The following is a 21,908-nucleotide window of genomic DNA, read 5'->3' as shown; positions in this document are numbered from 1 at the left end:
TTATTCTAAGATGCCCATTCCATTTGCAGTGCGTTACAGTCCTATGTTGTACAGCGCTACTCTTATTCTTGCTAGCTAACTAAATACTAGAACAAGAAATTTATTAATTAATTTAAGCTTATTTAATTATCTTCAATTATCTTTGAAAGTATAATTGCGTATGAGGTCTGACCATTCCGCTTCGTTTTCCAGCACCGATAATCGATCTTCCAGCATTTTTCGAATTGCCTTCCCTATTGCATGTTTTTCTTCAAGTGACAGGTATATGCTTTTGTTGGCAGTGGTAACACTCAACTGTGAGGGCTGCCATGGTTGATCGAGTGCGTCGCGGGTGCATTCAATGGCTTCATCTAACTCCATGCCGCCTAGGGCAGCGAGGATATTTTCGTGTCGCATCATGGCCATTCTCCTGTTGTTAATTGTTGCTTTATCGAGTTATAAGCGTCAGTGAAATACGTTTACCGTTATAAACGCCTATCCCCTTACAAACTTGAACCTTTAGCCATGGCTCTCCGCAAAATCAGTGATTTGAAACCCGTATTCACCGGGGATAACGTAATCGAATGGCAGTCGCCTAGCGGGACGCGATACCGCTATGAGCGCGACCGTTGCGCCGTCGGCCAGGAAACAATACCTGGCAGCGAGTGTTATGACTGGCACGTTCTAGCGAAGAGCGATGTCACCCATGCCAAACGTCGCGTGTTTGAGCTAATCAATGAAGACGAGTTCTGAGACCCACTCCCAAAGCCATTCAGGCTTCCCGGATTCCTACTCGCCAAGCATTTCTGCTTTTGAACTACTGTTTTAGCCGAAACTTTCGCGTGCCAACGGCTCGACTTATGGTGTATCAGATCGGGTGTTATTGCCTTCCACCAGAGCATACTGCATCGGCCACTGGCCTAGTTGCTACCAATTTGGTTTGCTACCCCCATGCCGTTTCGCTTCTATATTTCTCCCATATCTAAATGCTGTAAGCCATTGCTTACAAATGCTGAGGTCAATCGCTTACATAATAATGGCTTGATAACGACTAGGGTGAAAGTGTGACGCCCACGATCGCCGCTTTAAGCATGTCGAATGCGTTACAACAGGGATGTGATTACTGGTAGTGAAAAGAGGTAGGAGTGCCAGGGATGGCTGCTCTTTACTAGGTTTTGGCGACGGCCAGCTCGTCCCAGCGTGTGGTATAGCGTGATGACCGGTGCTCGCAGCGTAGCTCCCAAGCATTTTGTTTGCGGGGCATACCAATCCGGACGGTGTTTTTTCCGTGCTCACGATTAATCTTGTCGAGGGTAGCCATTAATTTTTCATTACGAGCACGCTTTTCGTCACTGACCGGCTCTGCGAGCAACCCTAGTTGTTCATTGTCATGGTCACACAGATCCATCAGCATAATCCCGCATTTTTGGTACCAGATGTCTTTTTTATAAATTCTTTCCAATCCCGCCATGGCGGCTTTGATGAGCTCGCGGCTGTCATCGGTGGGGTGAGGTAGCGGTATCACTAGACGCTTGCTGTAGCTCGGCAAATCTGGCCGAAAGCGATTGGTGTGAACAAACACCATTATCGCCTGCGCTAAGCCGTTTTGTTGTCGTAGCTTCTCACCAGCGCGTGAAGCGTGCACGCGTAGGGCTTCGCGCAGATCGGTTTCGTTCGTCGTGAGACGACCAAAGGAACGGGACACCATGATCTGTTGTTTTGGCTGGCTCATGTCGTCGAGCGATATGCAGTTTTCGCCCCTCAGCTCATACACCAAGCGTTCCATGACCACACTAAAATGTCGCCGCAAATGCTTTGGGCTAGCGGTACGTAGCTGCCAAGCATTCTCTATGCCGAGGGTATGAAGCCGCGCAGCACTGCGTCCTGCCACCCCCCAGATCTCATTTAGGGGAAGCTGCTCCAGGAAGGCCCGCGTGTCGCTGCTGTTAGGATCCATAATGGCCACGCCATTGAACACGCTTTCTTTTTTAGATCTATGATTGGCAATTTTTGCTAACGTTTTGCTAGTGCTCAGGCCAACGCTAACTGGGATCCCTGTATCCCGCCTAACTTGCTGCCGCATCACTTGGCATCGTTCTTCTAACGTGTCTGGCTCAAAGCCCTCAAAAGATAAAAATGCTTCGTCGATGCTATACACATCAACGTGAGGCGTGTGCTGTGAGAGGATGTCTGTTACTCGGCCACTCATATCACCATACAGGGCATAGTTTGAGCTGAGCAAAGTGCATTGTCGGCGAATATGGGGATCAATCTGATGGGCAGGCATTCCCATTGCCACACCTAAGTTTTTGATTTCTTGCGAACGCGCGACCACGCAGCCGTCGTTATTCGACAAAACGCCGACAGCTTGGCCTTCCAACCTGGGAGCAAAGACTCGTTCGCAGGATACATAGAAATTATTGCAGTCGACCAAGGCAATCATACGGTGAAACCGGGTGCTAGCGGTTGGATGCTATAGGTGGCCACACCCCAATTGTGACAATCATGCCCAGTGAGAGGGAGGGGCTTAAACTCTGGGTTAGAGGCCACCAAATACGGCCGACTGCCCATGATGCTTAGCTTTTTACACGTCAGCTCGCCGTCCACGCTCATGATCACGATATGCCCTGGCTGAGGATTGATAGACCGGTCGACAATTAACAACGCATTATCTTTAATGCCATCACCTTCCATGGAGGTGCCTTTGGCTCGTAGAAAGAACGTTGCACTAGGGTGCTTAATCAAATGGGCAATTAGGTCTAATTCGACCTCGATGTAGTCGTCTGCAGGACTGGGAAAACCAGCGCGTACTTCACCGCCAGCTAAAGGCAGCCTTAGCGGTCGAGCCATAGTATCTACGCGTCCAAGAATGGTGAAATGCATACTCATGCCATGCTCCCCATCGCTCGCCATGTGCCTGGTAGAGGCACCTCAGTGTTTTCAAGCGGTACGAGCAGCGCGTCTTGTTCAGCCCCCCAATCCGCACACAACTGCGTACCTTCCTCTCTCAAATCATCTGGTTGAAGAGGAAGTCCTCCAACGATAACTGGAAGAGTACGGGGACTACTGAATGGCCGTTGCACAGACTGTGGGTAAGTTTTCTTGCTCATAAGCGCCTCCCTATATGGCTGTTAATATATACAGTATTAAGGGCAGACAATAAGCGATCAGCCAAGTGAATCGCAAGCACTCTTCTTCATTCGTTGGTCTTGTCGTGTTGGCAACACCACCTTATTTTGACGGTGATTAGATGAGGGCACCGCGATTTTGGTGCGTAGGCTGACTTGGATGGCCAATTCTCGTCTATCCTGCAGCTATGTGCGGACGATTTGCTTTATTCACCCCGATACCTCAGCTGACCAACAAAGTCGGAGCGGTTATGTCTGAGCGCGACATTGGACCGCGCTACAATGTGGCGCCGGGTACCTGGATCGCGAGCATACGGCAGGCGTCTGAGGACTCTGCTCCCACGCTTGAGGAAATGTGGTGGGGATTTCGCCCATCGTGGGCCAAAGGAAAAGGCACGCAACCCATAAATGCGCGGGTAGAAACCGTTGCGACGAATAACTTTTTCAAATCGGCCTTTGCTAAGCACCGATGCCTTGTACTCGCTGACGGATGGTACGAATGGATCAAGAACACGTCCCCTAAGCAGCCTCATTATCTGTGCCGACAGGATCGCGAGCCCTTGTACTTCGCTGCTATCTACGCAAAGCGGGAGGACGGACGTCTGGGGTGTGCCATTCTCACCGAACCGGCGCGGGGCAGTTCCATCGACGTGCACGACAGGATGCCGTTGATTCTGAACGACGATAGCCTCGAATCCTGGCTTGCCCCTGACCTGACGGATAAAGAAACCATCCGCAATTTAGTGGGGCATATCGATGCGGATCTGATCGAACATTGGCCCGTTAGCACGGCTGTCAACAAACCTTCAGAGGGACAAGGTGACGAGCTGATCAATCCTCTCTAGCGTTCCTGATCTTGAGATTGGCAGTTTTCCAGCGTTTTTATCTATCCGCTAGGTTGCAACCCCAGGAAGGAAGAACAAATCCAGAGTAAGGGGGCAACAAAATTATCTCACTGGTAGGTTGAACACCGTAAGGAGTTAGATGTAACCCATCATCGGCCGCTTATGCATGGTTAGCCTCGATTACCACGACGATCACTTCCGCGATGGCTAACTTATTAGCAAGGCCCCCAGAATAATGGACCAGAGCACATACCCAAGATAAGGGTGCCTAAGACTATGACCACACCAGCTAGTTTGTGCGAAGCAGAGATGGAAGCAAAAGCACGTCGAGCCGTGATGGAAAGCGGTGATTGGTTAACTGCCAATGAGATACTACAGTTGCGAGGCGTCAGCTCACATAGTGACTGTGCTCAACCTTCTCAGTGGATACAACAAGGTGATATTTTTACGATCAATGACCATGGCACCGATTACTACCCAGCGTTTGGGCTTGAGAAAGAAGCTGGTTACCGACCGTACAGCGTCATGTCGAAAATCATCGACATCTTCAAAGAGGATAAAGACGGATGGGGAATGGCCTTTTGGTTCCAGTCGATAAACAGCTATCTCGGCGCGCTAAAACCTCAGGATCTGATAGCTACAGACCCTGATCTCGTTATTGATGCCGCTCTAGATGAGGTGCGAGGGGTCACGCATGGATAGTGAGCAGAACAATATGGTGTAGTGGCAACAACGATCGACACGCTTCAATCGAGCAAAAAAGATAATCGGAGCTCTGAACTGCCCCGAGATTTGTAGACACCACCTGATCTTATGTTTGTAGTGTAAGGGGATCACGTGAGTGGTGAATTAAAGTGTTTAGATAAGGTTTTCATCTACTAATGAGTCTAGATCAGCTTTAACTAATTTTTCTGCTTCGGCCGATTTGTGCTCTTTCCTTCACAGAGTGGTTTGAGCAGGCAGAAGAGATGCTGGTTCGCATTGGAGCACTGCAGCGATCTCATATAATTTTTCCACGGTGATATTAACTTCTCCTCGTTCAACTCTTCCTATATAGCTGCGGTCGATACCAGTAACTAAGGCAAAGGCGTCTTGTGAGTACCCTTTCTTCTTTCGTTTTTCCCTGATATTTCTTCCCAGCGTCTTCGCTAACTCATTCATACCCGCCTCATTTCCTTTTGGCGGGACTATCCTTCGTTGCGGCCTATCTAGCCACGGACTATAATCCGCATTTCGTTTTTACCTCTCCTACGGTGATGGTCATGTCGGGTACCCCTCCTTCGATTGAGGAGCGCATTTTCGAGCTCCTTTTAGAAACTGATAACGCTCAATTCACGATACGCAGCCTCCGTGACCAATACGTATACCAACATGGCATAGCAGCAGAGCAACGAGTTGCTCTGCGACGTTTTATCTACGAAAGAATTAAAAAGCTAATCACCGCTGGTTTGGTGGAGAAAGACCGTGAAAAGCGCAAACGCGATCAGCTCTATTTTGTTTTGCCTTCAATAAGAGAAGCGAGTTTGTGCTTGGAGGGAGAAAGCTTTGAAGCATGGCACCAGCGGCTCGTGTCGCAAACAGCTAATGAAACAACGGATACAACAGGTATTCGAAATGACGAAAGTAGTAGTGAACAGAGCCCCAGTGCTAGGAAGGCTTCGAGCCAATATGCCCTGGAGAAAGTGTTAAAGGAAACGCAAAGTGAATTCCTTTCTACACTGGGTGAAGTCGAGGCGTTCCGTGAGCTTATGGATGAATACCCCGATCTCAAGCCGAGTATCGTGGTTGATCATCGTGATGCTTATGACCGGAGCGCACGCTTAATGGGCCGAGTGCGTGCGCTAGAAAAATCTTTACATCGGCTGGGGGGTACATGAGCACGAGGCTGCGGAGATGGCAAGTAGAGTGCTTGGAGCTAGCGAAGGTTCACTACTTACTCCATAGCGACTTTTTCGTGCAAGCAACACCTGCGAGCGGAAAAACCCGGCTGGCAGCTGAAATGACGCGATGGCTCCTTGAAGAAGGACATATTGATTTTGTTATCTGCTTTGCGCCAACGAGAGAAGTGGTGGCTGGCATCCAGCGCACCTTTACTGTCGTATTAAATCAGCGGTTTGGCGATACGCTTGCATCAGTAGGGGCTGCCTACACCTACCAGTCTATGGAATATCACCCTGAGGAATTTTGGGCGTTATTTACAGAATATCGCACATTGACCATTTTCGATGAGATCCATCACTGTGCAGGTCATGATCCGCTCCTAAGCAACACGTGGGGCCAGCAAATTATTCAGCGTATCCAAAATGCGGCCACTTACACGTTAGCGCTGTCAGGAACGCCCTGGCGTTCGGATGAGTTACCTATCGCATTAGCTCGCTACAGCGATCCAGAAGGCAAACTCATTTGCGATTACCGTTATGACCTTAAAACCGCCATTCAAGACGGTGTATGTCGCTCACCACGAATTACGCTCATCGATAACCCACTGATCCGCTTGACCGAAGAAAACGAGAGCACAGCATCGGTAAGAGCGTTTTCCTCATTTCAACAATTGCTTAGTGAGTCGCCAATCAGCTACGAAGACCTGTTGCGACACGACGACATCCTGAATGCGGTGCTAGACCTAGGCATTGGCCGACTCAACAAAGAGCGGAACAGCGTGCCTAATGCTGGCGGTCTAGTCGTTGCTACTGACATTGAACATGCGCATCAAATCGCTGAGCTTTTGCTTCATAAGGGGGAAAGTTATGTGGTGGTGACTAGCCAAACACCGAAGGCGCATCAACTAATTGACCAATTCCGATATAACAGTACGCGCTGGATTGTCGCGGTAAGCATGATTTCCGAAGGAACTGATATCCAACGGTTATGCGTTTGTGCGTACCTGAGCAGGATTCGAACAGAGCTGCATTACCGGCAGGTTTTAGGGCGCATTTTACGCAAAATGGGCGACTCAGATGTAACAGCATGGCTCTATGTGATCGCCGAGCCGCTACTACGTAAATACTCGCAGCGAATTGCTGATGATTTGCCCGAAGATCAGGCAATGCTTCAAACCCAAAAGCTGAACCTAAGATTGGAGCAAGCGCGTTCCAATCAAATGAGCAGCACTAAAAAGGGAGAGTCAGCTGCAGATAATGGTCCACCGTTATCTGCAGAAAACATTAATGAGCGTGAGATACTGTCTCTTGAGCCTCCCCTGCTAACGCTAAGCTTCTCGGAATATTACCGCCAACATCTTTTGTCTCTTATATAGACTCTGACTCTGTAAGATTTTGTGGGCCAAAAAGTGTACCTTTTGACCCAATTCTAAGTACCTATACAAAGTAACCCGCTAATCTCTGTCGTAGCGTAAGCGATCTACTAACCAGATCTATGCGGGCTTCGTTTAGGTCGGTAATGTTTCTTTCCACTGCCAGGGCAACAGCATGTTGAGCTCAACAGAGTTGAGGGTGAGCAGCGTCGGAAGACGTATACTGCAAGTAGTCATAGGGCAAGAGACCGTTGGCCTTGGTTTGTTTCGATCAGGCTGTAGATGGCCGCGCTGGCGTGAGCGCCGCTCGGGTGTGACTGAGCCGCCAGTTTTTACGGATGATTACGAACGGACGGCGTTCTCCGCCAAATATTTTTTCTGGATCAGGCCATCGTCCAGGAACCGGGTCAGGCGCGGCCACTGGTTATCCAGGTAGTGCAGGGCTTTACCCAGCTCACTTTTGGGTAGCACCTGGGACAGTGACTTGTCGAACCAAGTACGTAGTTGATCGATTAATGGACGGTTTTTCTGGTCACGCAGCGCGTTGGACGCAAGCGCCTTGGCTTGTTTTTCCACCCCATACAGCTTTCGGATCTGGTTCAGCGTCCAGTCCGCTTTGCCGTTTTGGCCTTTATGCTGCACTTTCTGGGCCTCGACGAACTTACTCGTGCATGCGCCCGCAACCCGCATGGGTGATCCCATTGCGACGCACGACCTCGACGTAGCCTTCATAGCCATAGGTGATTAAGCGCCCCGCATAGTTACCCTACAGGTCAACGGGCGGCCATCCGGCGCGACTGGTGGCATAATCGAACAGAACGACTTGCTGGCCAGCGGCTCCCCGCGCTGGACCCACATGTAAGAAGAAGCATTGGCCGGACGATCGAGTTCTTGGTTGACCTGGAGCGTCGTCTCGTCGATATGGAGCAGGGAGAGCGGTCAGCAGATGCTGGCGTAATGCCTCAATCAGCGGGTCTATGTATCCAATCCAGCTGGCCAAGGTATTACGTGGGGTCTTAGCGCCATGGCGGGCAAAGATCTGATTCTGCCAATGAAGCGGTAGCGCATCCTAGTACTTGGCGGTCGCGACATAGGCGAGCAGCGTGGCGGTGGTATTGCTTTTGGGCAGCAGCTTCGCGGGGGGCGGGCTATCTTGACGCCCTTTATAGCGATCATCCGGCCACTTATAACTTTTGAAGAGAGCATTTTTTGAGGGGACGAAATACAGAATGATTAGCGAGAACAATCCAAAAAAACGCTAAGTTACTGATTTAATTTTGGTGTACTTGGTAGAGTACTAAAAATTGTAAGCGACTGATATATATGTAAATAATTAAATATAATGAAATAAAAAGCACCTTCACGTATACCAAAAAACACATCTCTCGGTTAGGTTAGCATCATCTAAAGTTACCCGGCTGCCCACTAGGTTAAGTGTGTACCTAATTGAAATTCTCGTGACACGATCACGGGACTGCCTCTACAATGGGTTCACCTTTTACGCGTTCAGTATTTGCCGGGTGTATAGCCAGGCTCAAATGAAATTGGGTATATTTAATCCGCATGTCTTGCTGTGTGGCTTGCTGCGGAACCCCATGCAGCAAGCCACACAGCAAGACATGCGGCTGCATCTTGGTAAGAGGACATAACTATCATTTGGTTTAAATTTTCAAAGGCATGCTTATTTAGCATGCTTTATTTTTATATAAGCTGATATGAAAAGTAATAAAAAAAAGGATTTTTTCGATTTTTTTATTGATCATTTAGATGCTATAAATCTAGAAAACACCCGTTTGGCCTACCCTGTACGGCCTATAGTAATTTTCTGTGGTGGGGAAAAGAGAGAAAATTATCCTACCGTAACCTACGAAGCAATCTCAACTCGAACCTTTGCTTCACTTAGAGAGTGCTTGATCAGCCTCTATAATCAGTATATACAAAAATACTTGCTATTCATTCCAGAGCAACTAAAAAACTGGCAAGATGGTAATGTATTTAAAGACCTTCTTGAATTTGAGGTCGCATTCTCTCACCTTTCTACAGTTATTGTAATTATTACAGAAACCCCAGGCTCTCTCGTCGAGCTGGGCATTTTTCTGCAGATAAGCTTAACAAAGACAAGCTTCTTATTATTGCAAACTCCCAGTTCTCGCAGACTCCATCTTTTATTAATAAGGGTGTTTTCGACTATATTAGAAGTTCAAATGAGCAAGCTGTAAAGTTCTTTCCAATAAATAGTTACAAGGAAAATATTCACGGAGCTGAAAATCCCATTCTTATTGATCATGAAATAGCCCAAGAAGTATTTGAAGAAACAAACTCATTCATTGAGGAAAAATTAAAAATAAAATCATGCAAGTTTGACATAAAGAACAAAACGCATTTTTTTTCTTTTCTCGCAGAGACGATACATATGTATCGAGTTGTCTCAACTAAAGAAATATACGAGGCAGTAGAATATCTAAACGTACACCTGTTAGAAGATGTTTTTAACAAACAGGATGTAAAACAATTTTTTATGCTTATGAGAGAGCTAGACTTTTTAAAGCTTAAAACAATTGGAAGTAACCGATTCTATCATTTAGATGACGATATTGGTTCAATTGGAAGAGTAAGGTTTTCTTATAAAGAAAATAAGAAACATGATAAGAATAGAATAATGAGTGAGATTAAAGAATATTACGAAGAAACTTGTGAGACGGACAAAGCAAGCAAAACAAAATTAAGAATTATTAATGAAGTATACGGCGATAACACTACTACAGATAATTTCTTTTAGGAGCTATTATGGAAAATAAACTCAGAGAAATTATCAAAAAACAATTTGCTTTATCAGATACAGAGGTAGCTATTCTGATTTCAAGGGCTCCTGTGTCTTATAAGGGTTATAGAATTAAGAAAAAAAATGGTGGGCACAGAAAGATCCATCAACCCGCCAGAGAAATTAAGGCATTACAGCGGTGGGCCTTAGATGCAGTTTTTTCTAAGTTAAAAGTACACCCATCATCTACGGCTTACGAGCCAGGTTCAAGCATTAAAGAAAACGCAAACAGGCATGTAAATAACGATTATTTTATAAAGCTTGATTTTAAAGATTTTTTCCACTCGATTAAAAGCGAAGATATTGTCCAATTTTTATCTGATAAAGGAATCAAATTAAATAGTAAAGATTTGACTGATTTAGTGAGAATTTTATGCATTAAACATGAAGATTCTCTTTGTCTTAGCATTGGAGCTCCTAGCTCTCCCAAAGTATCAAACGTTATTCTATACGACTTTGATGAAAAGGTAACAAGCTGGTGCAATGAAAACAATGTAACTTATACCAGATATGCTGACGATTTAACTTTCTCTACTAAGCAAAAGAACATGGGGCACTTAATCGAAGAGAGGATATTAAAAATAATTTATGATATGAATTACCCTAAACTTGAACTCAATATTTCTAAAAGGGTGTCTGTCTCAAAAAAAGACTGGGTTTCAATCACCGGCGTGACCATAACTTGCCAAAAGACTCTTTCTGTAGGGAGAAGGAGAAAGCGTTTTGTAAAATCCATGATATATAAGCACATGTCTGAAGGATTAAAACAACATAACCTCAGCGAGCTGAATGGATTGATTGCATTTATTGAGCACATCGAGCCAGGCTTTAAGCGGAAAATGATTGAAAAATATGGTAATGTTGCTGGCTTAAACTTAAAGAAAGAATCAGATGAAGATCCAGAAATCTAGTTAAATTCTACTTTTATTATATATTAAAAGTTTTAGGACCTTTATTGCTCCACTATGTGAGAAGGCTTTTTCATTACTTTTATAGACATATAATCGAGCAAAAGCGCACAAACCTACATGCCCTGCAATACTACTTAGCAGTAGATAAATAGCATTGCATGAAGAAAAGCCGCGTAGGCAGAACCGTAAGCGTTCGGGAGAGACAATAGGTCATGGGGTGAAGCCGGTTTTAGAGCCTCATACTTATAAGTCGTGGACTGAGAAAACTTTATGGACATGGTCTTTCATGTACGAGAAGCTTTCGTAAGCGGTCAAAGGCAGCCACTTATACTTGATCTGGCGCCAGAGAATATAAGTTAAAACTATCTTCAGCGAATAAGCTGATAGATTGATTAAATAGACACGATGCGATATACAATCCAGCTTTTACGTCGGAAAGCCTTGGAGCGATGGACACTGGCATTGTCCAGCACTACGATGGCAAAAGCACCTAGCGACTTCTGGGCAAATAAGCGGTCAAAGGCCGCAATGACCACCTCGCTGGAGTTGGTCGTCATCGTCAAATGGTAGATCAGCTTGCCCTGACGACTTAAGAAGCCAAGGGCGTTAAGGCGCAGACTATGTGGGTAGGTCTGCATTCCTTTAGGTTGGCCGATAAGGCTCCAGGAGTTAGGTAAGATGAAGGACTGGGCAAAGTCTGAATCATCAAAATAGTATAGACCCTTCTTGCCCCGATCTTCCCAGCACTGAAGCTCACCCAGCAAGCTTTGTGTATTGCGAAGTCTATCTCGTTACGCTGGCCTTTGAGGGATCGCCAGATGCGCTTGATCGTCAAAGTACAGGCGCATTTCTCGGTTTTTTGCTGGTATCGTGCCTGGATGTCCTTCAACTGAATAGGTTGCGCTTGCGGGCATCTTCGACGGTATCTCGGTAACGCCACTTGCGAACTGGCGGTCTCGGGGTGGATGTTATCGCATCGACTCAATATCGTCTAATTCCGTTGATCGCTGTATTTGTGTCCGGTTGGCATGCGTGATTGTGGCACGTTTGTGAAGAGGCGCACCATGAGTCTTTCACCGGTATGGTTCGTAACAAAAGCCATTGCTCTTCGAGATCAAACAAGTAGTCTTTCATTCTAGCCACTCTATCAGTGGCATTCCAAAGCGTAACAGAAGCAAGAAGCTTCTGAGTGCGAAGTGGACATTAGCGAAAACATGCACACGCCTGAAGCGTCAGCTAGATGAGAAATTTGTGAAGTTGCTCCCTTCACTGAAAGTCAGAATTCTGCTATCGAAAATTGATGTCATCTGTTTTAGAATGCTACTAGTAAATATGTTTTGGTTTGTTGAGATGTAACTTATTCTGTTTGGTTTTGAAAGTAGCTTTTCGATTAATTATTATGAAGGTTTTTTTATGAATCCGAAAGAGAAACATGATTTGAACAAGCTTTATAAAAAAATAAGAGCTAATGCTGGAAGAGCTGTTTGTGATTATTCAATGATTGAGGATGGCGACAAAATAATGGCTGCCATAAGCGGTGGTAAAGATTCGTTTGTAATGCTTGATACTCTGTTATATTTGAAGAGAGTTGCTCCAATTAAGTTTGACGTAGTCGCTGTCAATCTCGATCAAAAACAGCCCGGTTTTCCAGAGCATGTTCTCCCAGAGTTTTTTGAAAACAACGGTATTGACTATTATATTATTGATAAAGATACTTACTCAATTGTTAAAGAAAAAACTCCTGAAGGTAAAACTACTTGTTCACTTTGTTCAAGGCTTAGGAGAGGTTCTCTCTACGGGTTTGCTGAGCAGATCGGGGCTACAAAGATAGCTCTTGGTCATCATATGGATGATATCGTAGAAACTCTGTTCTTAAATATGTTTTTCAATGGTAAGTTAAAGGCAATGCCTCCTAAACTGCTAAGTGATGATCGTAGAAATATTGTTATAAGGCCTCTTTCTTATTGTCGTGAAAAAGATATTGCCAAGCTGGCATCAATTGTAGAATTCCCAATTATTCCGTGTAACCTTTGTGGTTCACAGGAAAACCTACAAAGACAGAATATTAAAAATATGTTGGCAGGTTGGGAAAAACAAAGAGCTGGCTGTATAGAGAACATCTTTAACGGCATCCAGAACGTCAGTCCGAGTCAGTTAGCTGACCAAGTGCTCTTCGACTTTAATAAACTCGAAATTGATAGGTCTAGAGAAGTCAGCCAAGACCATGGCAAGGCCGTGGAGGTGTCTTCGACCAATTTCATTGAGGCAATCAACCTATAAATTTGTAAAGAATCCCGTGGTACAGCTTGGAGATCTTTGGCCGTTATTTGTTTGTTTAGTGCTTTTTATGATTATTTTTTACAGAAATAAAAAATATTGTAAAAAAATTGCGCGTATATTTCTTAAATTATAGAAAAATAATGGGGTGCTACAGGGATTTTACTCACTCACTCACTCGCTTGTTATGGTGATTTTATAGCATATAAGGCAAAGATAGCTACACAATGCTGGAGATTTTGCGCAACTTGCAGCGCAATGCGCCGGTCAATTTTTCGCTGGTCGCGGTCAACTTAGATCAGAAGCAGCCGGGCTTTCCCGAGCACGTGCTGCCTGCGTATCTGGATAAGCAGGGCGTGGAGTATCACATTGTCGAGCGTGATACCTATTCGGTGGTGAAGGAAAAAACGCCGGAAGGCAAAACCACCTGTGCGCTCTGTTCACGTCTGCGCCGTGGCTCGCTGTATGGCTTCGCCGAAGAGATCGGCGCCAACAAGATTGCTTTGGGCCATCACCGCGAAGATATCCTTGAAACGCTGTTTTTGAATATGTTCTTTGGTGGCAACCTGAAAGCAATGCCGCCAAAACTGCTCTCCGATGACGGCAAAAATATCGTCATTCGTCCGCTGGCTTACTGCAAAGAAGCAGATATTGCCGAGTTCTCTCGACTGATGGAATTCCCGATTATTCCCTGCAATCTATGCGGCTCCCAGCCCAATATGCAGCGCCAGGTGGTAAAAGAGATGCTCGCCGAATGGGATAAAAAATTCCCGGGCCGCTTGGAAAGTATGTTCAAAGCCGTGACGAATATTGCCCCTTCTCAGTTGGCAGACCGCCGCCAGTTCGATTTTGAAGGCTTAGAGGCCAAACAGGCAGAACTGCTGGCCGGGCGTATCCAGGCGTTTAACGTCAGCTAGCCGTCTGCGGCTCTTCCTCAGCGAGCGTGATTAAGCGCTGCATATCAAGGATATTGACCTCTCGACCTGAAACCGCCACCACGTTCTGCTGCTGAAAGCGGCTTAAAATCCGGCTGACGGTTTCCACCGCTAAGCCTAAATAGTTGCCGATATCGGCTCTGGGCATTGAGAGGCGGAAGCTATAAGGCGAGTAGCCTCGGCGACGAAAGCGATCCGAAAGGGTAATTAAAAAGCTGGCTAACCGCTGGTCGGCGGTCTTACGTGACAGCAGCCGCATCATGCGCCTATCGTCGCGCAGCTCCTTACTCATGCTGCGATAGAGCTGTCCGCGTAGTTCGGGCAGCTCTTCCGAGAGTAAATCCAAACGATCAAAGGGAATTTCGCAAATGGTGGTCGTTTCCAGGGCGATAACGCTGCCGGGATAGCGCTCTTCGTCAATGCCATCCAACCCCACCAGTTCACTGGGCAGGTAGAAGTTGGTCAACTGTTCGCCGCCATTCCCTTCTGCTGTGACCTGTTTCAAACTACCCGAACGTACGGCATAAACGCTGGTAAAGGTGTCGCCCTGGCGGAAGAGCGGTTCGCCTTTTTTTAGCGGTGCGCGGCGACGAATAATCGCATCGAACTGCCCCATGTCTTCTAACTCAAGGGCAAGCGGCAAGCACAGGGAACTCAAACTACAGGTTTGGCAGCGAGTTTCATGGAGTAGCGAGCGTCGGCGGCTCATGGGTTCTAGCATGCATAGCTCCTTGAGGTAGGTCTTATTTTACTGAGGTGTTACTTACATTATTATGGAAGCGTCACCTCACCAGCGACAGGTTGATTACACAATCTTTGAGTAGCTCTGGCCCGGCTGCTGCGGCAGGTGGGCATCAAACGCCATGGCTAAATGGCGAATCAACAGCCGGCCCATGGGGGTGGCGCTAAGTTGATCGCCGCTACGGATTAACAGGCCATCCTGTTCAGCACTCTGCAAATGTTCAAGTGCCGCCTCAAAATAGCGCGGGGCATCAATATTCCAACGCTGGCTAAGCTCAGCAAGATCAATGCGCATATCGCACATCAGGTGCTCAATAACGTCGCGACGGATTAAGTCATCGTGACTTAAGCGTAACCCGCGCACGGTAGCGAGCTTGCCCTGATCCAGCGCCGCCTCGTAGCTGGCCAGATCGCTAGGATTTTGCGCATACACATCATCTATGCGAGAAATCGCCGATACGCCAAGCCCAATTAAGTCGCACTGGGCGTGGCTGGAGTAGCCTTGAAAATTGCGCTGGAGAGACCCTTCGCGCTGGGCAACGGCCAAGCTGTCATCAGGGCGGGCAAAGTGATCCATACCGATATGCACATAGTCAGCTGCGGTGAGCATATCAATGGTGGTGTGCAGAATGGCCAGCTTCTCTTCGCCACCCGGCAAGTCATCGGCATTGATACGCCGCTGAGGAGCAAAGCGCTCGGGCAGGTGTGCGTAGTTAAACACAGAAAGCCGCGCAGGATTGAGTTCAATCACCTGACGCAGGGTATCTGCAAAGCTTTTCTCTGTTTGAAAGGGCAAACCGTAAATTAAATCAAGGTTGAGCGACCGAAAGCCTAAACGGTGCGCCTCATCCATCAGCGTTTCAGTCAGTACTCGAGGCTGAATGCGGTTAATCGCTTTTTGCACCAGCGGGTTTAAGTCCTGTACTCCCAAACTGATGCGATTAAAGCCGAGCGACTGAAGGTGGCGCAGGGTAAACACGTCCGCTTCGCGTGGGTCGATCTCAATCGCGTAATCGCGACCAGGAGATGACGAGAGACCAAGCCGCGCATCCAAACGGTCAATCAGATCGCCCATTTGGTTCAAGTTAAGAAACGTTGGCGTACCGCCGCCCCAGTGCAACTGCTCCACGGGCCTTGTGGTATCCAGGTGGCGTGAAGTGAGCACCATCTCGCGATCAAGCCGGCTTAAATAGGGTTCAGCCAGGGCGGTGTTCTTGGTGGCGATTTTATTGCACGCGCAGTAAAAGCAAATTTTACGGCAGAAGGGGATATGCACATACAGTGAAAGAGGGCGTTGGCTAGCGTTGCTGCGAACTAACGCCTGAGTGAAATCGCTCTGGTTAAATTGGTCGTGAAACGACAGTGCCGTCGGGTAGGACGTGTAACGCGGGCCGCTGGTATCGTAGCGGCGCAGTAGGGCTTCATCCCACACCGTCTGCATGGGGGCTGCGGCAGCAGCGGGGGCATGAACGGGCATTTAGGGTCGCTCCAGCGTTGAGGGTGACGATTTCAAACTAGCGTCAGCCTAGCGCGCGGGTCGGCGGTAAACGTTGAGCTACGTCATGCTAATGAAGATTGTGTGCGGTAAGCGTCCAGAGCTGCCAAAGCGCAAAGGCGATAATCGTCAACGCCGCGACGCTGCGCGTCGCCGGGTGGCGAATCAAATGGCTGAGCTGGCGCGCGGCAAGGCCGGTGGCAAGCAGTGCTGGCAGGGTGCCCAGCCCAAAGGCACCCATTAGTAAAGCGCCTTGCAGTGGGTCGGCAATTGCCAAGCTCCAGGCCAGCATGGAATACACCAGCCCGCAGGGTAACCAACCCCAAAGTGCGCCCAGGGCAAAAGCTTGGGGGATATGCACCACAGGCATTAAGCGCCGCCCCACGGGCTCAATGAAGCGCCATAAACGGCGGCCAACCGCTTCCACCTTGAGCAAGCCTTTCCACCAGTTAGCGATATAGAGCGCCATTAAAATCAGCATCAGCGCGGCAAATACCTGCAGCAGCAGTCGCGCCGTGGCCGAGAGCGAAAACAGCGTGCCTAGCAGCGCCACCAGCGCGCCTGCGCTCATATAGCTAATAATACGGCCAGCATTGTAGCTAAGCAGCAGGCCCCCCATGCGCGCGGGATGGCGCATGCTAGGGGGCACTGCAAAGGTGAGCGCGCTCATAATGCCGCCGCACATGCCGATACAGTGGGCGCCGCCCATCAAGCCAAATACAAACGCTGCCAGCAGTGGCGGCAGGTCGAGGCCCGTTGGATTCATGGCCGGGGCTCTTGGTCGTCGGGTTTGTTTGACGCTGGTGATGCAGACGATTTCTGCTTCGCTTGCTGACGCTGTTGGCGCTGCTCCAGGCTCAGATCGTTCTCATCCTCATCAAACAGAATGCGGTGCGCCGGACCTTCCAGATCGTCGAACTGATCATTTTTCACCGCCCAGAAGAATGCCCAGACGGCGAGGCCCAGCAGAATCAGCGAAAGCGGAATGAGCAGGTACAGAATTGTCATGCGGTTACCGGTGTTGAGGTGCCGAGTGCGGGCCGGGGTCGCCAGCGTGATAGCCTCAGGGCATTACCCACGACGACTAATGAACTGAGCGACATACCAATGGCCGCTAACCAGGGCGGCACCAGCCCCATTGCTGCCAGCGGTAGCGCCGAAAAGTTATAGCATACTGACCAAATCATATTCTGGCGCATGATACGCCGTGTCGCGCGGGAAATCTCGATCGCCTCAGCAATCCGCATCAGGCGCGGGCTGAGCAGCACTGCGTCGGCGCGGGTGCGGGCTAAATCCGTCGCTCCGTTCATCGCAATCGCCACATCGGCACCGGCTAATACCGGCACGTCATTGATGCCGTCACCAATCATCACCACGGTTTCACCGGCGGCTTGCAGCGCTTTCATGCGGGCCAGCTTGCCCTCCGGGCTGGTGCCTGCGTGCCAGGTCGTAATGTTGAGCTGGTTGGCCAGACTTTCCACGGCATCAACGGTATCGCCGGAAAGGAGCTCTACGTTTAAACCTTGTGCCTGGAGGGCTTTGATTGTGGCGGCGGCATCGTCACGCACACCATCGTGTAGACCAAACCAGGCGCGGGGTTCGCCGTTTTCGCTCAGCAGCAGCCACTGTCCCCTGTCGGGTGCGGCTATCGGGTTATTCTTGGCGCCATCCATTGCGCTATCTATTGCAAACTGGGGCTTGCCCAACCGCCAACGTGCGCCGTTTAAGTTCCCCTCTAGCCCTTGCCCGGTATGGCTATGAATATCTTTTGCCTGAAGCGTTGCATCCCGAAACGGCCGGAAGGCACGGGCGATAGGGTGCTCTGAGTGGGCTTCGAGCGCCGCTGCAATCGCCTGGGCACGCTCGGCGGTTAATTCACCGAATGGCTGGGTCTGGGTCAGGTGCATTTCGCCGCGAGTTAGCGTGCCGGTTTTATCAAATATCACCCGGGTAACGTTAGAGAGCGTCTCCATGGCATCGGCGCGGGTAATCAACACGCCGCGCTTGCGCAGTTGTCCATGGCCTGCGGTCAAGGCCGCGGGGGTGGCCAGCGCCAGTGCACAAGGGCAGGTCACTACCAGTACTGAAAGCAGCACCCAGAGCATTCGCGAAGGATCGATAAACCACCAGGCAATCGTTACGCAAGCCGTCACTATTAGCAGGCGCAGTACAAACAGATGGGCCATGCGCGCCGCCATCTGAGCTAATCGCGGGCGGCTGGCAAAAGCGCGGTCGGTGAGATCGACAATACCCGCCACGCGAGCATCGCGCCCGGCGTGGGTGACCCTGATCACCAGCGGATTTTCCATGTTTTGGCTGCCGCCGGTAATCAGGTCGCCTACACGTCGGGTGACCGGCAGATACTCGCCGGTCAGCATGGATTCATCCAGGCTCGATTCGCCCTCTTCAATCACCCCGTCGGCGGGCACGCCGTGACCAGGCTTGATCAGTACGCGGTCACCGGGCGTGAGTTCACTAGCGGGTAGGATACGTTCGCTGCCGTCACTTTCCAGCCGCGTGGCCGAGATCGGCAGTACGCCGCTTAGCGCATTGCCGCTATGCCCGCTGCGGCGCCTGGCGCGGCCTTCTACGTAGCGCCCAAACAGCAAGAAGAAGGTGAACATGGCGACCGAGTCAAAATAGACCTCGCCCACGTCAAACAGCACCGCATAGCTGCTAGCGAGATAAGCGCCGCCAATGGCCAATGATACCGGCACATCCATGCCCAGCACACCAGTGCGCAGGTCGCGCAAGGCGTTACGGAAAAACGGCTGAGCGGAGAAAAATACCACCGGCGTTGCCAGCGCAAACGACAGCCAGTGAAACAGCGCGTAGAAGTCGTCGCTGATTTCACCGGGGCCGGAGACGTAGATCGGGATCGAGAACATCATCACTTGCATCATGCCGACCGCGGCAATAATCAGCCGACGCACGTTCATGCGCTCTTCGTGCTGCATGCGCGTTTGGGCCTGGTCTGGCTCGTAAGGTTGGGCTTCGTAGCCAATCGCTGCTAATTCGGCCAGCAGTTGCGATAGCTTCAACTGCTGGGGATCCCAGCTCACGCGCAGACGATGGTGAGTTAAATTCACCGCGCTGGAGGCAATCCCAGTGAGGGCGTTCAAGCGGTGTTCGATCAGCCATGCACAGGCAGCACAGGTAATGCCTTCAATGGTGAGGGTCGCTTTGACATTGCCCTCATCGCCATCGGGGTGAACAAACTGCGCCTGCAGGCCGGGGTCATCAAACACCGACCACGTATCCGCTTTGGCGGCTTGGCGTTCATCCGGGCGTTCAGGGAGTTCGGTTCGGTAGCGGTAATAACTCTCCAAGCCACCGTCGACGATCGCATGAGCTACCGCTTCGCAGCCGGGGCAGCAAAGCGGGTGGGTGTGATCATCCAGGGTAATGGCCCAAGGCGCCGCGGCGGGCACCGGGTTACCGCAGTGGTAGCAGGGAGTGGCAGGCGTTACATCGCTCATTCGCTTTCTGGACGCCCTCCCGGCAACAGCGAAACACTGTTTTCACTGGGGAAAGTAGCCTCACCGGTAAGGCGCCAATCGGCATCTTCTAGCGCAGGCTGAATCTGTAGGTACCAACGGTAACGCAGATTATCGGGGCCTTGGGTGATATAGCGCCCATCACGTACATGCTCAAGCACAAACGATTGGTCACGGTTATCTTCCGTGGGGAAAATAAGGTCTAAATAGAGCGCGTCGGGGCGCGCGTCGCCGCTTAAATCAACCACGATATCGCTGGTCAACGGATCCAGGCGTAAATCGGCGCTCAAGTGCAGTTCGCGTGCCTGCTCCTGCTTGGCAAGCACCATATTGATAGCCTTACCATGCTCGTAGTAATCCTCCTGAACGACCATGCCGTCAAAGCTCTTAACCGACATCACGGCAAAGCCGGTACTGACAATAATCGAAGAGCAGAGAATGCCGATTAAAAACCACGGCCAGAACTGTTTATACCAAGGCGTTACCTTTTCGCTAGCGGGTAACAAGGGGGATGACATAATGGCTTATCTCCTAATATCGCCTATAAAGCGGGCATCGCGATCAAGGCGAATACGGTCGTCTTGCTGAGCCTGCAGCGAGAATACAATATCGTGGCTGGGTTGCTGTAGATCGTCAGGGTTAGCCGTCACCGTGACGACTTCCAGGCGCGACTCTCCCGCAGGCACGTTAATCATATCGCTATCCAGGGCTAAGCTGGGCAACCCAGACACGCTCAACTGGTAAGTGTGATCCTGATCATCAAGATTACGAATGGTCAGCGTGAAAACATTACTAATCAGACCGTCGCGGGTGACTTGATATAGCTCGGTGCGCTCGCGCTCAGCGTCAAAATTGAGCGGCATGCGATCATTAATGGCCCAGGCAAAGGTGCCGATCATCATTACCAACGCCGCAAAGTAGGCTATCAAGCGGGGACGCATGATACGGCTCTTTTTGTCCTCCAGGGCGTTTTCGGTAGTGTAGCGCACCAAGCCCCGGGGGTAGCCCATCTTGTCCATCACGCTATCGCAGGCGTCGATACAGGCAGCACAAGTGATGCACTCATACTGCAGGCCATCACGAATATCGATACCGGTGGGGCAAACCTGCACGCATAGATCGCAATCGATACAGTCGCCGTAACCCGCTTCACGGGCCTCTAAATGGCTGAGGTTTTTGGGGCGATGGCCGCGGGGTTCACCGCGGGATTCATCGTAAGAGACAATCAACGTGTCGCGGTCAAACATCACTGATTGAAAGCGTGCATAGGGGCACATATAAATACACACCTGCTCGCGCAGCCAGCCCGCGTTCAGGTAGGTGAAGACCAAGAAAAAGCCAACCCAAAAGTAGGACCACCCGTGGGCTTCAAGGGTGGGCAGCTCTGCCACTAGTGCACGAATGGGCGTGAAATAACCTACAAAGGTGATGCCGGTAGCAAGCGCAATCAGCAGCCAAGCGGTGTGTTTGGCCCCTTTGCGCCAGGCTTTATCGGCCGTCATCGGCTGGTTGTCGAGCTTGATACGTCGATTGCGCGAACCTTCAATGCGGTGTTCAAGCCAGATGAACAGAAACGTCCAAACGCTTTGTGGGCAAGTGTAGCCGCACCACACCCGGCCCGCAAAAACGGTAATGAAAAATAGTCCAAAGGCGCAAATGATCAGCAGCCACGACAGCAGGATGAACTCCTGCGGATAAAACGTGGCGCTAAAGATATGGAATTCGCGATTAGGCAGGTCAAACAGAATCAGCGGCCGGTCACCGACGTTGATCCAGGGCAACAGAAAAAACATCAGCATCAGCGCCCAATTAGCGCTGCGCCGCACTTTCTGGAAAATACCTTTAATTTCGCGCACATAAATGTGCCGCCGTTTGGCGTACATTTCCTGAGTAACCGGTTCGTGCGGAGGTGTGTGATGCCTCACCGGATTCGGTGTGACATCGAGGCTTGGTATCTTTTCCATGGCGGTATTCCCGGCTCAGAAGGCAGGAGAGGCTGTACCCAGTACCCAGTCACTGCTCCGTC

23 protein-coding genes and 2 pseudogenes are annotated in these 21,908 nt (G+C 49.7%); 10 read left to right on the top strand and 15 right to left on the bottom strand.

The annotated features are described in order from the left end of the window. Positions 1-132 precede the first annotated feature (132 nt). Positions 133-399, bottom strand: a complete 267-nt coding sequence (locus MLE19_RS14235) for a hypothetical protein (RefSeq protein WP_133729733.1) — start codon at positions 397-399, stop codon at positions 133-135. A gap of 105 nt (positions 400-504) precedes the next feature. On the opposite strand from MLE19_RS14235, the gene MLE19_RS14230 reads away from it, so the two are divergent. Continuing rightward, positions 505-732 (top strand): hypothetical protein, encoded by a 228-nt coding sequence (locus tag MLE19_RS14230; protein ID WP_133729734.1) that lies wholly within the window; start codon positions 505-507, stop codon positions 730-732. Positions 733-1,147: 415 nt separating this feature from the next. On the opposite strand, the gene MLE19_RS23150 is transcribed toward MLE19_RS14230, so the two are convergent. The 3 genes and pseudogenes from MLE19_RS23150 to MLE19_RS14220 form a co-directional block, all read right to left on the bottom strand. Further along, complete coding sequence (locus MLE19_RS23150) at positions 1,148-1,936, bottom strand: DUF4113 domain-containing protein (protein ID WP_306420918.1); 789 nt, start codon at positions 1,934-1,936, stop codon at positions 1,148-1,150. Positions 1,937-1,990: 54 nt separating this feature from the next. Beyond that, positions 1,991-2,422 (bottom strand): annotated as a pseudogene (locus tag MLE19_RS23145) (Y-family DNA polymerase); the annotation flags it as partial. After that, the gene (locus tag MLE19_RS14220; RefSeq protein ID WP_240718818.1) at positions 2,419-2,868 is read right to left on the bottom strand and encodes a LexA family protein; all 450 of its coding nucleotides are present in this window, start codon (positions 2,866-2,868) and stop codon (positions 2,419-2,421) included. The gene MLE19_RS14220 and the pseudogene MLE19_RS23145, both read right to left, overlap by 4 nt. A gap of 427 nt (positions 2,869-3,295) precedes the next feature. On the opposite strand from MLE19_RS14220, the gene MLE19_RS14215 reads away from it, so the two are divergent. Then, entirely contained in the window at positions 3,296-3,952 is a 657-nt protein-coding gene (locus MLE19_RS14215) for an SOS response-associated peptidase (RefSeq protein WP_133729737.1), read from the top strand. Between the two features lie 276 nt (positions 3,953-4,228). Continuing rightward, complete coding sequence (locus MLE19_RS14210) at positions 4,229-4,654, top strand: hypothetical protein (protein WP_166650312.1); 426 nt, start codon at positions 4,229-4,231, stop codon at positions 4,652-4,654. Positions 4,655-4,891: 237 nt separating this feature from the next. Here the strand turns inward: MLE19_RS14210 and MLE19_RS14205 are convergent, their stop codons facing one another. Next, on the bottom strand, positions 4,892-5,113 hold the full coding sequence (locus tag MLE19_RS14205; protein ID WP_133729739.1) for a helix-turn-helix domain-containing protein: 222 nt from the start codon (positions 5,111-5,113) through the stop codon (positions 4,892-4,894). Between the two features lie 101 nt (positions 5,114-5,214). Between MLE19_RS14205 and MLE19_RS14200 the strand changes: the two genes are divergently transcribed. Together MLE19_RS14200 and MLE19_RS14195 are read left to right on the top strand one after the other, a co-directional pair. Further along, on the top strand, positions 5,215-5,829 hold the full coding sequence (locus MLE19_RS14200; RefSeq protein ID WP_133729740.1) for a hypothetical protein: 615 nt from the start codon (positions 5,215-5,217) through the stop codon (positions 5,827-5,829). Beyond that, a complete protein-coding gene (locus MLE19_RS14195; protein WP_133729741.1) occupies positions 5,826-7,208 on the top strand; it encodes a DEAD/DEAH box helicase in 1,383 nt (460 codons plus the stop codon). Before MLE19_RS14200 ends, MLE19_RS14195 begins: the two co-directional genes overlap by 4 nt. 339 nt (positions 7,209-7,547) lie before the next feature. On the opposite strand, the gene MLE19_RS23035 is transcribed toward MLE19_RS14195, so the two are convergent. After that, entirely contained in the window at positions 7,548-7,895 is a 348-nt protein-coding gene (locus MLE19_RS23035) for an IS66 family transposase (RefSeq protein ID WP_276322455.1), read from the bottom strand. 76 nt (positions 7,896-7,971) lie between these two features. Beyond that, positions 7,972-8,244, bottom strand: coding sequence for a hypothetical protein (locus MLE19_RS23225; RefSeq protein ID WP_425356814.1), 273 nt, complete (start codon positions 8,242-8,244; stop codon positions 7,972-7,974). Positions 8,245-8,920: 676 nt separating this feature from the next. On the opposite strand from MLE19_RS23225, the gene MLE19_RS14185 reads away from it, so the two are divergent. From MLE19_RS14185 to MLE19_RS14175, 3 genes are all read left to right on the top strand, one after another. Beyond that, positions 8,921-9,424, top strand: coding sequence for a hypothetical protein (locus MLE19_RS14185; protein ID WP_240718816.1), 504 nt, complete (start codon positions 8,921-8,923; stop codon positions 9,422-9,424). Positions 9,425-9,618: 194 nt separating this feature from the next. Then, positions 9,619-9,984: a hypothetical protein gene (locus tag MLE19_RS14180; protein ID WP_240718815.1), complete on the top strand. Its 366-nt coding sequence runs from the start codon at positions 9,619-9,621 to the stop codon at positions 9,982-9,984. 8 nt (positions 9,985-9,992) lie between these two features. Continuing rightward, positions 9,993-10,937, top strand: coding sequence for a retron St85 family RNA-directed DNA polymerase (locus tag MLE19_RS14175; protein ID WP_133729743.1), 945 nt, complete (start codon positions 9,993-9,995; stop codon positions 10,935-10,937). Between the two features lie 392 nt (positions 10,938-11,329). Here MLE19_RS14175 and MLE19_RS14170 read toward each other — a convergent pair whose 3' ends face one another. After that, positions 11,330-11,701 carry a transposase gene (locus MLE19_RS14170; protein ID WP_133729745.1) on the bottom strand — a complete coding sequence of 124 codons (372 nt, stop codon included), beginning with the start codon at positions 11,699-11,701 and terminating at the stop codon, positions 11,330-11,332. A gap of 649 nt (positions 11,702-12,350) precedes the next feature. Between MLE19_RS14170 and ttcA (MLE19_RS14165) the strand changes: the two genes are divergently transcribed. Continuing rightward, entirely contained in the window at positions 12,351-13,217 is an 867-nt protein-coding gene (gene ttcA / locus MLE19_RS14165) for a tRNA 2-thiocytidine(32) synthetase TtcA (RefSeq protein ID WP_133729746.1), read from the top strand. Between the two features lie 206 nt (positions 13,218-13,423). Beyond that, a pseudogene (gene ttcA / locus MLE19_RS14160) lies at positions 13,424-14,131 on the top strand (tRNA 2-thiocytidine(32) synthetase TtcA); the annotation flags it as partial. On the opposite strand, the gene fnr reads toward ttcA (MLE19_RS14160), so the two are convergent. From fnr to ccoG, 7 genes are all read right to left on the bottom strand, one after another. Beyond that, the gene (gene fnr / locus MLE19_RS14155; RefSeq protein ID WP_240718814.1) at positions 14,124-14,870 is read right to left on the bottom strand and encodes a fumarate/nitrate reduction transcriptional regulator Fnr; all 747 of its coding nucleotides are present in this window, start codon (positions 14,868-14,870) and stop codon (positions 14,124-14,126) included. The pseudogene ttcA (MLE19_RS14160) and the gene fnr sit on opposite strands and share 8 nt — an antisense overlap. An 84-nt stretch (positions 14,871-14,954) precedes the next feature. Continuing rightward, complete coding sequence (hemN, locus tag MLE19_RS14150; RefSeq protein ID WP_240718813.1) at positions 14,955-16,367, bottom strand: oxygen-independent coproporphyrinogen III oxidase; 1,413 nt, start codon at positions 16,365-16,367, stop codon at positions 14,955-14,957. A gap of 88 nt (positions 16,368-16,455) precedes the next feature. After that, positions 16,456-17,151, bottom strand: coding sequence for a sulfite exporter TauE/SafE family protein (locus tag MLE19_RS14145; RefSeq protein WP_240718812.1), 696 nt, complete (start codon positions 17,149-17,151; stop codon positions 16,456-16,458). Further along, a complete protein-coding gene (gene ccoS / locus MLE19_RS14140; protein WP_240718811.1) occupies positions 17,148-17,393 on the bottom strand; it encodes a cbb3-type cytochrome oxidase assembly protein CcoS in 246 nt (81 codons plus the stop codon). The genes MLE19_RS14145 and ccoS overlap by 4 nt, the downstream gene beginning before the upstream one ends. Further along, entirely contained in the window at positions 17,390-19,864 is a 2,475-nt protein-coding gene (locus MLE19_RS14135; protein WP_240718810.1) for a heavy metal translocating P-type ATPase, read from the bottom strand. The genes ccoS and MLE19_RS14135 overlap by 4 nt, the downstream gene beginning before the upstream one ends. Further along, positions 19,861-20,400: a FixH family protein gene (locus MLE19_RS14130; RefSeq protein ID WP_240718809.1), complete on the bottom strand. Its 540-nt coding sequence runs from the start codon at positions 20,398-20,400 to the stop codon at positions 19,861-19,863. Before MLE19_RS14130 ends, MLE19_RS14135 begins: the two co-directional genes overlap by 4 nt. A gap of 6 nt (positions 20,401-20,406) precedes the next feature. Beyond that, the gene (ccoG, locus tag MLE19_RS14125; RefSeq protein WP_240718808.1) at positions 20,407-21,846 is read right to left on the bottom strand and encodes a cytochrome c oxidase accessory protein CcoG; all 1,440 of its coding nucleotides are present in this window, start codon (positions 21,844-21,846) and stop codon (positions 20,407-20,409) included. Positions 21,847-21,908 lie beyond the last annotated feature (62 nt).

This window comes from Vreelandella neptunia (genome assembly GCF_022489065.1).
Taxonomy (GTDB): Bacteria; Pseudomonadota; Gammaproteobacteria; order Pseudomonadales; family Halomonadaceae; genus Vreelandella; species Vreelandella neptunia_A.
The sequence above is the reverse complement of the archived record's forward strand: the minus strand, read 5'-3'. Positions and strand labels throughout refer to the sequence as shown.

What these genes read in the sequence shown, in the direction of transcription:
- MLE19_RS14235 (WP_133729733.1), bottom strand. Translation starts at nt 399, where the DNA reads ATGATGCGACACGAAAATATCCTCGCTGCCCTAGGCGGCATGGAGTTA.
- MLE19_RS14230 (WP_133729734.1), top strand. Translation starts at nt 505, where the DNA reads ATGGCTCTCCGCAAAATCAGTGATTTGAAACCCGTATTCACCGGGGAT.
- MLE19_RS23150 (WP_306420918.1), bottom strand. Translation starts at nt 1,936, where the DNA reads ATGGATCCTAACAGCAGCGACACGCGGGCCTTCCTGGAGCAGCTTCCC.
- MLE19_RS14220 (WP_240718818.1), bottom strand. Translation starts at nt 2,868, where the DNA reads ATGAGTATGCATTTCACCATTCTTGGACGCGTAGATACTATGGCTCGA.
- MLE19_RS14215 (WP_133729737.1), top strand. Translation starts at nt 3,296, where the DNA reads ATGTGCGGACGATTTGCTTTATTCACCCCGATACCTCAGCTGACCAAC.
- MLE19_RS14210 (WP_166650312.1), top strand. Translation starts at nt 4,229, where the DNA reads ATGACCACACCAGCTAGTTTGTGCGAAGCAGAGATGGAAGCAAAAGCA.
- MLE19_RS14205 (WP_133729739.1), bottom strand. Translation starts at nt 5,113, where the DNA reads ATGAATGAGTTAGCGAAGACGCTGGGAAGAAATATCAGGGAAAAACGA.
- MLE19_RS14200 (WP_133729740.1), top strand. Translation starts at nt 5,215, where the DNA reads ATGTCGGGTACCCCTCCTTCGATTGAGGAGCGCATTTTCGAGCTCCTT.
- MLE19_RS14195 (WP_133729741.1), top strand. Translation starts at nt 5,826, where the DNA reads ATGAGCACGAGGCTGCGGAGATGGCAAGTAGAGTGCTTGGAGCTAGCG.
- MLE19_RS23035 (WP_276322455.1), bottom strand. Translation starts at nt 7,895, where the DNA reads ATGCGGGTTGCGGGCGCATGCACGAGTAAGTTCGTCGAGGCCCAGAAA.
- MLE19_RS14185 (WP_240718816.1), top strand. Translation starts at nt 8,921, where the DNA reads ATGAAAAGTAATAAAAAAAAGGATTTTTTCGATTTTTTTATTGATCAT.
- MLE19_RS14180 (WP_240718815.1), top strand. Translation starts at nt 9,619, where the DNA reads ATGTATCGAGTTGTCTCAACTAAAGAAATATACGAGGCAGTAGAATAT.
- MLE19_RS14175 (WP_133729743.1), top strand. Translation starts at nt 9,993, where the DNA reads ATGGAAAATAAACTCAGAGAAATTATCAAAAAACAATTTGCTTTATCA.
- ttcA (WP_133729746.1), top strand. Translation starts at nt 12,351, where the DNA reads ATGAATCCGAAAGAGAAACATGATTTGAACAAGCTTTATAAAAAAATA.
- fnr (WP_240718814.1), bottom strand. Translation starts at nt 14,870, where the DNA reads ATGCTAGAACCCATGAGCCGCCGACGCTCGCTACTCCATGAAACTCGC.
- hemN (WP_240718813.1), bottom strand. Translation starts at nt 16,367, where the DNA reads ATGCCCGTTCATGCCCCCGCTGCTGCCGCAGCCCCCATGCAGACGGTG.
- MLE19_RS14145 (WP_240718812.1), bottom strand. Translation starts at nt 17,151, where the DNA reads ATGAATCCAACGGGCCTCGACCTGCCGCCACTGCTGGCAGCGTTTGTA.
- ccoS (WP_240718811.1), bottom strand. Translation starts at nt 17,393, where the DNA reads ATGACAATTCTGTACCTGCTCATTCCGCTTTCGCTGATTCTGCTGGGC.
- MLE19_RS14135 (WP_240718810.1), bottom strand. Translation starts at nt 19,864, where the DNA reads ATGAGCGATGTAACGCCTGCCACTCCCTGCTACCACTGCGGTAACCCG.
- MLE19_RS14130 (WP_240718809.1), bottom strand. Translation starts at nt 20,400, where the DNA reads ATGTCATCCCCCTTGTTACCCGCTAGCGAAAAGGTAACGCCTTGGTAT.
- ccoG (WP_240718808.1), bottom strand. Translation starts at nt 21,846, where the DNA reads ATGGAAAAGATACCAAGCCTCGATGTCACACCGAATCCGGTGAGGCAT.